This window comes from Streptomyces sp. NPDC059861 (assembly GCF_042731435.1).
GTDB lineage: Bacteria > Actinomycetota > Actinomycetes > Streptomycetales > Streptomycetaceae > Streptomyces.
Genome location: NZ_JBHWJQ010000017.1, coordinates 86,005 through 99,378, shown reverse-complemented (window position 1 = coordinate 99,378; position 13,374 = coordinate 86,005). Strand labels below are relative to the sequence as shown.

The following is a 13,374-nucleotide window of genomic DNA, read 5'->3' as shown; positions in this document are numbered from 1 at the left end:
GGCGCCCGCCGGGGTGGGGCTGCCCGCCCCGCGGGGGGGCCCGCGGCCGGGCCCCCCCCGGGGGGGGGGCCCCGCCCGGCCCGCCGTCCCCGCCCCCCCCGCTCTGTCGTGCGCTGTGCGGCTCAGTCGACGGGCCGGTCGAGCACGTCCTGCACCGACGCCAGGATCTCGGTGACCCGCAGCCCGAACCCCGCGTCGCACGCGTGCGGACGGCCGGTGCGGGCGGCGATGAGCAGCGCGTCGGCAGCCCGGGAGAACGCGGGCAGCGCGCCCTCGGAGCTCTCCGGGAGAGCCGTCACCCCGCTCGCGCCACGCAGTTCGACGGCGGTGCCCGCGGCCGCGGGCGGGGCGGTGAGGCTGAGGGTCAGGGTGCTGGAGGCGCCGGTGACGTGGTCGAGGACGGCGTGCACCGTGTCCTGCGGGCCGTGCGCCGCGGCCGGCACGCCGGTCACGTCGCCGAGGACCGGCAGCAGCACCGACAGGGCGTGGGGGCCCACGTCCCACAGGGCGCCCTTCTCGCGCCGCCACGGTGACGCGGCGAACGGGCTGTCGTCGCTGCTGAACACCGCGCCCAGCCACTGTGCGCGTCCCACGAACCAGCCGTCGCTCGCGGCCTGCTCGGCGATCCATGCCTCGGGCTCGCTCTGGAAGCGCGTGGTGAAGAAGACGACCGAGGCGACACCCGACCGGTGCGCGGCCTCGGCCACGGCCCGCCCCTCGGCGACCGTCGGGGCGAGGGGCTTGTCGAGCAGCAGATGGCACTCCGCCCGCGCCGCCCGGACGGCGAGGTCCGCCTGCACGGCCGGGGGCAGCGCGACGGCCACCGCGTCCACCTCGCCGAGCAGGGCGTCCACGTCGTCGTAGGCGCGCGTGCCATGACGCTCCGCCAGTTCCTTGGCGGCGGCCGGGCGGCGGCCCCACACCCCGACGAAGTCCAGCTCGTCGTGTCCGCTCAGGGCGGGGGCATGCACCATCTGCGCCCAGGGGCCGGTGCCGAGCAGTCCGATACGCATGCGTTGCCTCTCCCACGGTCCGAACATCGCGAGGACCGGCACGAATGCCGCCGGTCTGGCTGAGAGTGTCACACGAATGGCGGAAAGGGATACCGCGCGCTGACGCAGGGGGTGGGTGCGGAGGCGTCGGGGATCGCACGGGGGGCCGGGCCTGGCGCCGGGGGTGTACGGGGGTGCGCCGGGGTGAGGGATTCCGCGCAATGCGCCCGCGCGCCTTCCGCCGGTGGGCCGCGAGCGCCCGGCTGCCGGGCTGCCGGGCTGCCGGGCTGCCGGGGGCATTGTGCACGTCCCGGGATCGTCCGTCGGCGCGGCCCGAGGGCGTTGTGGCGGGGTCGGCGCAGGGGCTGTCGAGGGGCGGCTTGTGAGGTTGCCCTGATGCCAGGTCCGCCGAGGGGTGCCGGCCACCGGCCACCGAGGCTGACCCGACGCCCGACGCCCGACGCCCGACGCCCGACGCCCGACGCCCGACGCCGGACGCCCGACGCCCGACGCCCGACGCCCGACGCCCGACGCCTTACGCCCGAGGCCCGACGCCTTACGCCCGACGCCGGACGCCCGACGCCCGACGCCGGACGCCCGACGCCTTACGCCCGACGCCGGACGCCCGACGCCGGACGCCCGACGCCTTACGCCCGACGCCGGACGCCCGACGCCGGACGCCCGACGCCCGACGCCCGGTACCGGACGCCCGACGCTCAACGCCCGGCATCGGACGCCCGACGCTCAACGCCCCCAAGACTGGTGACTTTGCCGGTCCCTCCAGCTCCGGTCCCCCTCGACAGTGGCACGGCCAGTCAGTCGGCGGCGCCCCGCCGGGTGGGCCCATGGGCAGTGCATGGTGCTCCCTGTGCCCCGGGCGGGCGGCTCGCCACGATCGAGAGGACGACTCGTCGTGCAGCAGCACCCGCGCACCACCCCCGCCACCACCGTCTCCACCCCGTCGCGCAGAGGCGCCGGCCGCCGTGCGCGCCGGCTCGCCGGAGCCGCCGCGGCGATCGCCGCCGTCGTCGGGCTCAGCACCCTCACGAGCCCCGGCGCCCACGCGGCCGACAACCCGTACGAGCGCGGCCCGGCCCCGAGCACCTCCAGCATCGAGGCGGCCCGCGGTCACTACTCCGTCTCCGACACCACCGTCTCCTCCCTCGCCGTCACCGGCTTCGGCGGCGGCACGATCTACTACCCGACCACCACCGCGGACGGCACCTTCGGCGCCGTGGCCATCTCGCCCGGCTACACCGGCACCCAGTCCTCCATCTCCTGGCTCGGCCCGCGCCTGGCCTCCCAGGGCTTCGTGGTGTTCACCATCGACACCCTCACCACGCTCGACCAGCCGGACTCACGGGGCCGCCAGCTCCTCGCCGCCCTGGACTACCTCACCGAGCGCAGCTCGGTCCGCAGCCGCGTCGACAGCACCCGGCTCGGCGTGATGGGCCACTCCATGGGTGGCGGCGGCAGTCTGGAGGCCGCCAAGACCCGTCCCGCCCTCCAGGCCGCGATCCCGCTGACGCCCTGGAACCTCGACAAGAGCTGGCCCGAGCTCACCACACCGACGCTGATCGTGGGCGCCGACGGCGACTCGATCGCCCCGGTCGCCTCCCACGCCGAGCCCTTCTACAACAGCCTGCGCGGCTCCCTTGACCGCGCCTACCTGGAGCTGAACAACGCCACCCACTTCTCCCCGAACACGTCCAACACGACGATCGCGAAGTACAGCGTGTCCTGGCTCAAGCGGTTCATCGACAACGACACCCGCTACGAGCAGTTCCTGTGCCCGCTGCCCCGCCCGAGCCTGACCATCGAGGAGTACCGGGGCAACTGCCCGCACACCTCCTGACCCAGCGACCCGGCACGCTGTGCCCGTGCCCCGGCGGACATCGGTCCGGCTGGGCGCGGGCACACGCCGTTCGCCCGCTCCACCGGGTGAACGGGCAGGTCATGGGCCGCACAAGCCGCCGTGGAAGCACGGACGTTCGGCTTCCGGACCTCGCTACCCGCCCGTAGCGTCACGGGAATGACCGGACAGACGACCGCGACGGCACCCCCACAGCTGTACGGCCGCCGCTCCCGACTGCGCGCGGTGGAGGGGCTGTTGGACCGGCTCGCATCGGGCGGTGCCGTACTCGCCGTGACCGGGGAGCCCGGCCTCGGCCGCACCACCCTCCTGCACCACGCGGCCCGCACCTTCACCGCCGGCCCCGTCCTCCACGTCCGCACGGACTCCACCGCCCCCGGACGCCCCTACGCCGACCTTCGCGTCCTGCAACGCAGCGCGGGCGTCCCCGAAAAGGGCGTCCCCGAAACGGGCGCCCCCAAGGAGGACGTCACGGCGGACACGGCGGCCGGTGACCTGCTGGACGCCCTGCGCGCCACCGCCGCACACGCCCCCCTCCTCGTCTGCGTCGACGACGTGCACCTCTGGGACCCCGCCTCGCGCACCGCGCTGGCCTGCGCGGCCCGCCGCCTGCACACGGCGGGCCGCGTCGGCCTGCTGCTCTCCACGCGCGGCCCGCTCGCCCGGGACTTCGCCGGTCTGCCCGTACTGCGCCTGCACCCGCTCTCCACGGCGGACGCCGACGCCCTCCTCGACGAGGCCACGGGCGGGGAGGTCCCACCCGTGCTCCGGGCGGACCTCCTGGAGGAGGCGGCGGGCAACCCCGCCCTGCTGCTGGCCCTGCTGCGCCGTCTCTCGCCCGCCGAACTGTCCGGCGAACGCGTGCCTGCCAGGCCGCTGGCCGACGCCGCCGCGCTGACCGGCGTGGTGGGCCGGTGCCCCGGCGGGACGGCGTGGGCCGACGCCGACGACCTGCTGCTGACGGTCGCCGCCGCCCTGCGGGAACCGGACGCGGAGGACGTCGACGCCGGCCTCGTCCAGCGCGCCCTGAACGGCCCCGCCCTCGGCCGGGATCCGTTCCCCGAGGCGCTGGCCCTGACCGACGGACGGGTCCGCTTCCACTCAGGCCTGGTCCGCCGGGCCGTCCACGCCGGCGCCGCTCCCGACCGCCGCCGCGCCGCACACCGCGCCCTCGCCCGGGCCCACGAGGCCGCCGGGCACCGCCTGCTCGCGCTGCTCCACCGGGCCTGGGCCGCCACCGGACGCGAACCCCTCCTCGCGGAGGAACTGTCGGCCGCCGCCGCGACGGCCTCGGCCTCGGCCCGGCTGCGCTCCGTCGCCCACGCCCGTGCCGCCGAGCTGACCCCGCAGGCCACGCTCCGGGCGGACCGCCGTACGGACGCCGCCGAGCAGGCCCTGCTCGCCGGGAACTCCCGGCACGCGCTCCGGCTGCTCCCCGAACCGCCCGGAGAGGCGACCCCGCCGGCCGTGCGCGGGCGCGCAGAACTCGTTCGGGGGATCGCCGAGCGGTACGACGGACCGGTCGCCGACGCCCACGCCTCCCTGCTCTCCGCCGCCCGGTTGCTGGCCGGGACCGCGCCCGCCCGGTCGGCCGCCGCCACGCTGGCCGCCGCCGACGCGGCGTGGGCGGCGGGCCTCATGACGGAGTGTCACGGAGCTCTGGCCCAGGACGCCACGGACGCCGGGCGGGACCCTGACGGGCCGGCGCGGGACTACCGCCTCGGCATGCGCGCCGCACTCGAAGGCCGCTTCGACGCGGCGGAACCGCACCTGCGGCGGGTGGTCGGGCACGCCCTCACCGGCGACCGGCCCGAGTCCCTGCTCAGGTCCGTGGCCGCCGCCCTGCTGCTGGGCGACCCGGCGTCCGCCGTGCGGGCCGGCACCCGCGCCCTCGCGGCGGCCAGGAACCGCGGATCCGGCGCGCTCGAACCCCGCGCCCTGGAGTACCTCGCCTACGCCGAACTCCGGGCCGGATGGCACGCCCAGGCCCGGGCACACGCCGAGGAGGGGCTGCGCGCCGCCGAGCGGGCCGGGCAGCGCAACACGGCCGCCCACCATCACGCCGTACTCGCCCTGGCGGCGTCGATCGAGGGGGAGCCGGACGTCGTCGCCGGGCATGTGTCGGCGGCGCTCGCGACCGCCCGCCGGCACGGCCTGGCCCAGGCGGCCACCCTCGCGCACTGGGCCGCGGCCCGGGCCGACCTGGGACGCGGGCGCCCGCTGGACGCCGCCGACCGGCTCGGACCGCTGGTGCGGCCCGGTCCCCGGCGCGGGCACTTCGCGGTCTGGATGCTCGCGGTGCCCTGTTACGTGGAGGCCGCCGTGCTCGCCGGACGCCCGCAGGAGGCGCGACCGATCGTCGCGGACCTCGAAGTCTGGGCCGGTCTCGACGCAGACCCGCACGCCCCGGCCCAACTGCTGCGCTGCCGCGCCCTGCTGGCCGAGCCGGAGGACGCCGACGAGCTCTACCTGCGCGCACTGGACCTGCACGAGCACACCGCCGGTGACTTCGAACGCGCCAGGACCGAGCTGCTGTACGGGAAATGGCTGCGCCGCAGGCGCCGGCTGCGGGAGGCGCGCGACCGGCTCGGGGCCGCGCTGGTGGGCTTCGAGCGCTGTGGCGCCGGGGTCTGGGCGCGGCAGGCGCGCGGTGAGCTGCGGGCGAACGGGGCCGCGCCGAGCGGGGAGGGGCCCGGGGCGCTGGCCCGGCTGACGCCGCAGCAGTGGCGGATCGCGCGATGCGTGGCCGACGGCGCCACGAACCGGGAGGTGGCCCGCAGCCTGTCTGTGAGCACCCGCACCATCGACTACCACCTGCGCAACGTCTACGCCGCGCTCGGTGTGCGCTCCCGGGTGGAGTTGGCCCGCATCGTCGAACAGGCCGAGAAGTCCGGTGCACGCCTCTAGGGACCGACCGGGCGGTATGTCATTCTTCGGGGCAGCACGAGTCAGCCGCCGGCCGGCGCGCGGACTGCCCGGCCGAAGGGGAACCGGCGGGTGGTTCCGCGCGTGGGCGCCGTCGGCCCACACCCTGGGGGGAATCGCGATGCAGCAAGCCCTTCGGCCACGAACGGCGTTCCGCAGCGCACCGGGAGCCGTGCCGCAGCCGCGGACGCGGCCCGGCCGGTCGCTGATCGACGCCGACGCCCTGCGTGTCCTGCACCGCGCGGCCCGGGTCCTGCTGGCCGACCTGCCCGAGCTGACCGACCGGCTCGTGGCCGTCCTGCAGGACCAGGAACCGGCCTACCGGGCCGCCATGGAGAACGACCCCGGCACGACCTGGCAGGAGGCGCAGCGCTCGCTGCGGCACAGCGTGGCCTCCCTGCTCGATCCGCGCGGCACCCGGGACGCGGCCCGCCGCTGCACCTGGCGGATCGGTGCCACCCGCGCCGAACAGGGCCTGCCGCTCGACGCGTTGCTGCACGCGTTCCGGCTCGGCGGCTCCCTGGTGTGGCAGAGCCTGGTCGAGGAGACCTCACGGACGGCACCGGAGGACGTACGGCTCCTGGTGCACGTGGCGTCCGACATGTGGAACTTCGTCGACGAGCACTGCACCCTGGTGGCCGAGGCCTACCGGCAGACCGAGCGGCAGCTGACCTGGCGGCGCGAGAACCGGGTGCGGCTGCTGACCGCCGCCCTCCTCGACGGCGCCGCCCGCATCGCCGACCTGCCCGAGGCCGCCCGGGCCCTGGAACTTCCGGAGCGGGGCCGGTACGTGGTCGTCGCCGTCACCGGCGGCACGGCCGAGGGATGTGCGCAAGCCCGGTCCGCGGTGGCCCCCGAGGGTGTGCGCGTGCACTGGCACACGGCCGTCGAGGTGGACTACGGCATAGTCCCGCTGGCGGAGGGCGAGCTTCCGGAACCCGCCTCCCCGCATCCGGGCGTACGCATCGGTGTGGGCGGGGCCGTCGAGGGACTGGCCGCGGTGGGCGGCGCCCGGCGCCAGGCCGACACCGCGCTGCGGATCTGCCCCGAGGAGGGCGGCACGGTCCGGCTGGCCGCACACCTGCCCGCGGCCCTGGTCGTCTCCGGCCACGAACTCGGCACCGCCCTCGCCGACCAGGTCCTCGGCCCGCTGTCGCGCCTGGAGCCCGCCGACCGCGACGTACTGCTTGACACCCTGACCGCCTGGCTGGACTGCGACGGCTCGGCCCAGCGAGCCGGCCGCCGGCTGTACTGCCATCGCAACACCGTCCTGAACCGCATCCGCCGCTTCGAGCACCTGACGGGCCGGTCCCTGTCCCGCCCCTCCGACCTGGTCGAGATCAGCCTGGCGCTGACCGCCCGCCGCCTGCTGCGCCCCTGAGCCGCCCCACCGCCCCCTGGGCATCCGCACAACCCGGCAACCGCGCGCTTGGGACCTCGCCCCGACCGCGCCCCCAGGCCTGTACCGCTCGTCACCGCCCGTGCTGTCGTGAGCACCCCTTCCCCCGAAGTCCGCGCCGGCAGGCGCGGATCCGAGGAGTCGTGATGCCCGAAGCACCACCGGACGATCGCGCCGTCCTGCGCGTCGAGGAACTCGACGTCATGTACGGCCGCGCCCTGTCCGCCCTCCGCCAGGTCTCCCTGACGGTCCCGCCCGGCGCGGTCGTCGCCCTGCTCGGCGCCAACGGCGCCGGCAAGTCGACGCTGCTGCGCGCCGTGTCGGGAACCCTGCGACTGCACCGCGGCGCGGTCACCGCCGGCCGTATCCGCTACGGCGACACCACGCTCGACGGCCAGGACCCGGTCGCGGCGGTCCGCGCCGGAGTCGTCCAAGTACCCGAGGGAAGGCGGGTGTTCGCCGGGCTCACCGTTGACGAGAACCTGCGCGCGGGAGGCCTCGGCCTCGGCCGGCGCAGCCCGGCGCTGGTGCGGGAGGCCCGCGACCGCGTGTTCGCGCTCTTCCCCCTGCTCGCCGAACGCACCGGCCAGGCCGCCGGTCTGCTGTCCGGAGGGGAACAGCAGATGCTGGCCATCGGCCGCGCCCTGATGGCCGCGCCGCGCCTGCTCCTGCTCGACGAGCCGTCCCTGGGCCTCGCCCCGCGCATGGTGGAGCGGATCGCCGAGGTGATCCGCGAGATCAACGCCCAGGGCACCGCCGTCCTGCTGGTCGAGCAGAACGCCGGCATGGCGCTGTCGCTCGCCGACCATGCCCACGTCCTGGAGGTCGGCGAGGTACGCCTGTCCGGCCCGGCCGCGGAACTCGCGCGGACGGACGCGGTACGCCGCCTCTACCTCGGCGAGGCCGCCGACGAGCAGGGGGCCGCGTGAGCGCCCGCACCGACCCGCCCGTCCTCGAGGTCCAGGACGTCACCGTCCGGTTCGCCGGACTCACCGCCCTCGACGGCCTCTCCCTCACCGTCGCCCCGGGCACGGTGCACGCCCTCATCGGCCCCAACGGGGCGGGCAAGTCCACCTGCTTCAACGTCCTGTCGGGCCTGTGCCGCCCCGCCACCGGCACCGTCCGGCTCGGCGGCACCGAACTCACCCGGCTCGCCCCGCACCGGATCGCCGCCCTCGGCGTCGCCCGCACCTTCCAGAACATCGTCACCACCGAAGGCTCGGTCGCCGACAACCTGCTGCTCGGCCGGCACGCCCTGTCCCGGGCCGGCTTCGCCGCCAGCGCGCTGCGCCTGCCCGCCGCCATACGCGAGCAGCGCGAACACCGCGCCCGAGCCCGGGAGATCGCCGAACTCGTCGGCCTGGGGGCGCACTTCGACACCCCCGTCGCGGCCCTGTCGTACGGCGACCGCAAACGCGTCGAGTTCGCCCGCGCCCTCTGCCTGGAACCACGGGTGCTGCTGCTCGACGAGCCGGTGGCCGGCATGAACGCCGCCGAACGCGTCCGCACCGCCGAGGTCGTACGGGACGTGCGGGCCCATCTCGGGCTCTCCGTACTGCTCGTGGAGCACGACATGGGCCTGGTCATGCGGCTCGCCGACGAGGTCACCGTCCTCGACTTCGGCCGCCGCATCGCCCACGGCAGCCCCGAGGAGGTCCAGCGGGACCCCGAGGTGCTGCGGGCCTACCTCGGCACCGGGAACCCCCAGGAGGGCGCCGCATGACCGGACTGCTCGACCACGTCCTCGGCGGGCTCGCCCTGGGCTCGGTCTACGCCCTGGTCGCCCTGGGCTTCGTCATCATCTTCAAGGCCTCGGGCGTGCTCAACTTCGCCCACGGCTCACTGCTGCTGCTGGGCGGCTACCTCACCGCCGTACTCCACGACGACCTCGGCTTCGCCGGCGCCCTCGCGCTCGCCGTGCTCGCCACGGCCGCCGTCGCCGGAGCCGTGGACCGGCTGCTGCTCCAGCGCATCGGCCAGGACCCGCGCGCCGCGCACGTGGCGACCATCGCCACCATCGGCGTCGACATCGTCCTGCTCACAGACCTGGCCCGGCGCATCGGCGGCGACCTGCTCACCCTGGGCGACCCCTGGGGCGACTCGGTGCGCGCGTTCGGGCCGGTGACCGTCGCCGACAGCCGGCTCGCCGCGATCGTGGTGTCCGCGGTCGTCATCGGGGCGGTCTTCGCGCTCTTCCGGTACACCTCCTGGGGGCTGTCGCTGCGCGCGGCGGCGGAGGACGTGGAAGCGGCGTCGCTGATGGGCGTACGGCTCACCCGGGTCCGCATGATCGCCTGGTGTCTGGCGGGCGCACTGGCCGCGCTGGCGGCGCTGTTCCTCGCCGCGTTCCCGGCGCCCGGCCTGGAGCGCACCACCGGGCAGATCGCCCTGAAGGCGTTCCCGGCGGCGGTCCTCGGCGGCATGGCCTCGCCCCCGGGCGCCCTGGCCGGCAGCCTGCTCATCGGCCTGACCGAGGCGCTCGTCGCCGGATACCAGTCCGATCTGCACGTGCTGGGCGAGGGATTCGCGGACGTCGCCCCGTACGCCGTGATGGTCCTGGTGCTGCTGGTGCGCCCCACGGGCCTGTTCGGCGCGAAGGGAGCGGTCCGTGTCTGACCTCGTGAAGTGGGGCAGGCTCGCGCTGCCCGTCCTCGTGCTGTGCGCGCTGCCCTTCTACCTGGACGCGTTCTGGCTGCGCATCGGCCTGTTCGCCATGGCGGCGGCGATCGGCGCCGTCGGCCTCAACCTCCTCGCCGGCACCGCGGGCCAACTCTCGCTGGGCCACGCCTTCTTCCTGGCGGTCGGCGCGTACGGCTACGTCTGGCTCGCGGGCGAGCCCGGACCCGGGCTGCCCTCCGCGCTCGCCCTGGTACTCGCGGTGCTGCTGGCGGGCGTCGCGGGCGGCCTGTTCAGCCCCGTCGCGGGCCGGGTGCGCGGCATCTACCTCGGCGTCGCCACCCTCGCCCTCGTCTTCCTCGGCCACCACGTCCTGCTGACCGCGGACTCCGTGACCGGCGGCTTCAACGGCCGTTCCGTGCCGCCGCTCAGCCTCGGCGGGTTCACCTTCGCGGACGCCGACCCCGAAGTCGTCCTGCTGGGCGTGCCGTTCGGTGCCGAGGAACGCCTCTGGTACCTCGGCCTCGTGCTGTTCGCCCTCACCTGGTACACCGCCCGTGGCATGCTCCGGGGCCGCCCGGGGCGCGCGCTGGTGGCCCTGCGCGACAGCGAGACCGCGGCCGCGGTGATGGGGGTCGACGTCGCCCGCCACCGCTCGGCGGCGTTCGTCGTCTCCTCGATGTACGCGGGCCTGGCCGGGGCACTGCTCGCCCTCGGCTTCCGCCGCATCGTGCCCGACTACTTCGGGCTCGCCCTCTCGGTCGACTACCTCGCCATGATCGTCATCGGTGGCCTGGGATCGGTCGCCGGAGCCACCGCGGGCGCCGTCTTCGTCATCGCCCTGCCGCTGCTGATGACCCGTTACGCCGACCACCTCCCGCTGGTCGCCGGGCCCGGCTCCGACGGGGGAGCGGTGGGCCCGACCGAGGCCGCCCGCTACCTGTACGGCGCGGCGATCGTGCTGGTCCTGCTGTACGCCCCCGACGGTCTGCGCGGCCTGGCCGCACGCCTGCGCGTCCGCCTGCGCCGCCGCCCCACCCTCGCCCCACCCGCAACCGCCGTACGAGCCAAGGAGCACACCCCGTGAACGTCACCCACCCCACCAGGATCCTCCTCGCCTCGGCCCTGTCGGCACTGCTGCTCGCCACGACGGGGTGCAGTTCCAAGGCGGACGGCGACAACGCCGGCGGCGACGGCGCCGACGGCGTCAAGTCCGGGCCGGGAGTCACCGACAAGACCGTCAGACTGGGCGCCCTGACCGACCTGACCGGCCCCTACGCCACCCTCGGCAAGAGCATCGTGCAGGCGCAGCAGATGTGGGCCGACGAGACCAACGCCGACGGCGGGATCTGCGGCCGGAAGGTCGAGATCGTCGTCGAGGACCACGGCTACGACGTGCAGAAGGCGGTCACCGCGTACGCCGACATCTCCGCGGACGTGGTGGCGCTGCCCCAGGTCATCGGATCGCCGGTGGTCGCGGCCCTGATCGACGACATCGAGCAGGACCACATGCTGACCTTCCCGCAGGCTTGGGCCGCCTCGCTGCTCGGCAAGGACTCGGTCCAGGTGCTCGGCACCACGTACGACGTCGACATGATCGCCGCCGTGGACTTCCTGACCCGCACCAAGGGCCTGAAGAAGGGCGACAAGATCGGCCACGTGTACTTCGAGGGCGACTACGGCGCCAACGCGCTGGAGGGCTCCACCTGGGCGGCCGAGCGCGCCGGTCTCACGGTGACCGGCCAGAAGATCAAGGCCACGGACACGGATCTCACGGCACAGGTGTCGGCGCTGCGCGCGGCCGGGGTGAAGGCCGTCCTGGTCAGCGCCGGTCCCGCGCAGACCGCCTCACTGGCCGGTGTGGCCGCCTCCCGTGGCCTTCGGGTGCCGATCGTCAGCAGCGCGCCGGGGTTCGCGCCGCAGCTGATGAAGACCCCCGCCGCCAAGGCGCTGGAGGCCATGCTGCACGTGGTCAGCGCCGCGCCCGCCGTCAGCTCGGACCTCCCGGGCGTCAAGAGCATGGTGGCCGCCTACGAGAAGAAGTACCCGGGCTCCCTGGTCGACTCCGGCGTCCTGTCCGGCTACAACGCGGCCCAGCTCATGGGCGCCGACCTCGAGAAGGCCTGCGAGGCAGGCAGTCTCGCCCGCGAGGACGTGGTCAAGGCGCACCGCTCCCAGAAGAACGTCGACACCGGCCTCGGTACCCCGCAGAACTTCTCCGACGTCAACACCCCGGCCAGCCTGTCCACCTACGTCCTGCGCCCCGACGCCAAGGCCCTGGGCGCCCTGGTGATCGCGGAGGAGGCCCACGAGGCACCGGGTGTGGACGAGTACGTGGCGTCCCTCGGAGGCTGACCCCCGGACACCGGCCCACTCCCCGGCCGGCCCGCGGCACCGCCGCGGGCTGGCCGGCCCACGTCGGCGGAGCCTGTCGGCTCATGCCGGCCGGGCCGGCCGCGCCCATTCAGCACCGCCGGCACTGAATCCGTTCGCTTTCCTCTATTGGACCTCCCGCGTCCCCGCCAGCCAGGCTGGTCAAGGTCCGGCGCCCCGAGTGACGGCCCGGGCCATCGGTACCGCGCGACAGCCGAGAGAGGTCAAGAACCCATGCACACTCGCCGCATCGGTGACGTAGAGGTCGGCGCGATCGGTCTGGGCGCGATGCCCATGTCGATCGAGGGGCGGCCCGACGAGGCGCGTTCCCTCGCCGCCGTGCACGCCGCCCTGGACGCGGGCGTCACGCTGATCGACACCGCCGACGCCTACCACCTGCACGCCGACGAGGTGGGCCACAACGAGGCGCTGATCGCCAAGGCCCTCGCCGCCCACGGCCGGGGCGCCGACGTCCTGGTCGCGACCAAGGGCGGCCATCTGCGCCCCGGCGACGGCAGCTGGACCCTCGACGGCAGCCCGGCCCACCTCAAGGCGGCCTGCGAGGCCTCGCTGCGCCGGCTCGGCGTGGAGGCGATCGGCCTCTACCAGTTCCACCGCCCCGACCCCCGGGTGCCGTACGAGGAGTCCGTCGGCGCGATCCGCGACCTGCTGGACGAGGGCAAGATCCGGATGGCCGGCATCTCCAACGCGAACCCGGACCAGATCAAGCTGGCCCAGGACATCCTCGACGGTCGCCTGGTCTCCGTGCAGAACCAGTTCTCCCCGGCGTTCCGCTCCAGCGAGCCCGAGCTGCGACTGTGCGACGAACTCGGCATCGCCTTCCTCCCCTGGAGCCCCCTCGGCGGCATCTCCCGGGCCGGCGAACTGGGCTCCGCGCACGCTCCGTTCGCCCGCATCGCGAAGGCGCACGGCGTCAGTCCGCAGCGCGTGTGCCTGGCCTGGATGCTCGCCAAGTCGCCCGTGGTCGTCCCCATCCCGGGTGCCAGCCGCCCGGAGACCGTGCGCGACTCCGCCGCCGCCCCGGACCTCGTCCTCACCGCCGGGGAACTCGCCGAGCTCGACGCCGCCTGAGCCCACGGGCGCGGGTCGGTTCCGGATCCGCGCCCGGAGAGCGTCCGTGTTTTGTACTTGGGCTGGCACGGGCCGTCACGACATCCCTAGGATGTACTCCCTGT

10 protein-coding genes and 1 pseudogene are annotated in these 13,374 nt (G+C 75.2%); 10 read left to right on the top strand and 1 reads right to left on the bottom strand.

What is annotated here, in order from left to right; translation table 11 throughout:
- Positions 1-122 precede the first annotated feature (122 nt).
- Positions 123-1,013 (bottom strand): Gfo/Idh/MocA family protein, encoded by an 891-nt coding sequence (locus tag ACFV6X_RS17470; protein ID WP_385384062.1) that lies wholly within the window; start codon positions 1,011-1,013, stop codon positions 123-125.
- A gap of 445 nt (positions 1,014-1,458) precedes the next feature.
- Between ACFV6X_RS17470 and ACFV6X_RS17465 the strand changes: the two are divergent.
- The 10 genes and pseudogenes from ACFV6X_RS17465 to ACFV6X_RS17420 all read left to right on the top strand — a co-directional run.
- A pseudogene (locus tag ACFV6X_RS17465) lies at positions 1,459-1,758 on the top strand (hypothetical protein); the annotation flags it as partial.
- A 147-nt stretch (positions 1,759-1,905) separates the two neighbouring features.
- On the top strand, positions 1,906-2,847 hold the full coding sequence (locus ACFV6X_RS17460) for an alpha/beta hydrolase (RefSeq protein ID WP_385384059.1): 942 nt from the start codon (positions 1,906-1,908) through the stop codon (positions 2,845-2,847).
- A gap of 177 nt (positions 2,848-3,024) precedes the next feature.
- Entirely contained in the window at positions 3,025-5,772 is a 2,748-nt protein-coding gene (locus tag ACFV6X_RS17455) for a LuxR C-terminal-related transcriptional regulator (RefSeq protein ID WP_385384056.1), read from the top strand.
- A gap of 139 nt (positions 5,773-5,911) precedes the next feature.
- Entirely contained in the window at positions 5,912-7,171 is a 1,260-nt protein-coding gene (locus ACFV6X_RS17450; RefSeq protein WP_385384053.1) for a helix-turn-helix domain-containing protein, read from the top strand.
- A gap of 164 nt (positions 7,172-7,335) precedes the next feature.
- Positions 7,336-8,118 (top strand): ABC transporter ATP-binding protein, encoded by a 783-nt coding sequence (locus ACFV6X_RS17445; protein WP_385384051.1) that lies wholly within the window; start codon positions 7,336-7,338, stop codon positions 8,116-8,118.
- Complete coding sequence (locus ACFV6X_RS17440; protein WP_385384048.1) at positions 8,115-8,912, top strand: ABC transporter ATP-binding protein; 798 nt, start codon at positions 8,115-8,117, stop codon at positions 8,910-8,912. Before ACFV6X_RS17445 ends, ACFV6X_RS17440 begins: the two co-directional genes overlap by 4 nt.
- The gene (locus tag ACFV6X_RS17435; protein WP_385384045.1) at positions 8,909-9,805 is read left to right on the top strand and encodes a branched-chain amino acid ABC transporter permease; all 897 of its coding nucleotides are present in this window, start codon (positions 8,909-8,911) and stop codon (positions 9,803-9,805) included. The genes ACFV6X_RS17440 and ACFV6X_RS17435 overlap by 4 nt, the downstream gene beginning before the upstream one ends.
- Positions 9,798-10,892 carry a branched-chain amino acid ABC transporter permease gene (locus ACFV6X_RS17430; protein ID WP_385384043.1) on the top strand — a complete coding sequence of 365 codons (1,095 nt, stop codon included), beginning with the start codon at positions 9,798-9,800 and terminating at the stop codon, positions 10,890-10,892. The genes ACFV6X_RS17435 and ACFV6X_RS17430 overlap by 8 nt, the downstream gene beginning before the upstream one ends.
- On the top strand, positions 10,889-12,160 hold the full coding sequence (locus tag ACFV6X_RS17425) for an ABC transporter substrate-binding protein (RefSeq protein ID WP_385384040.1): 1,272 nt from the start codon (positions 10,889-10,891) through the stop codon (positions 12,158-12,160). The genes ACFV6X_RS17430 and ACFV6X_RS17425 overlap by 4 nt, the downstream gene beginning before the upstream one ends.
- Before the next feature lie 252 nt (positions 12,161-12,412).
- Positions 12,413-13,270 (top strand): aldo/keto reductase, encoded by an 858-nt coding sequence (locus ACFV6X_RS17420; RefSeq protein WP_385384038.1) that lies wholly within the window; start codon positions 12,413-12,415, stop codon positions 13,268-13,270.
- Positions 13,271-13,374: the final 104 nt, after the last annotated feature.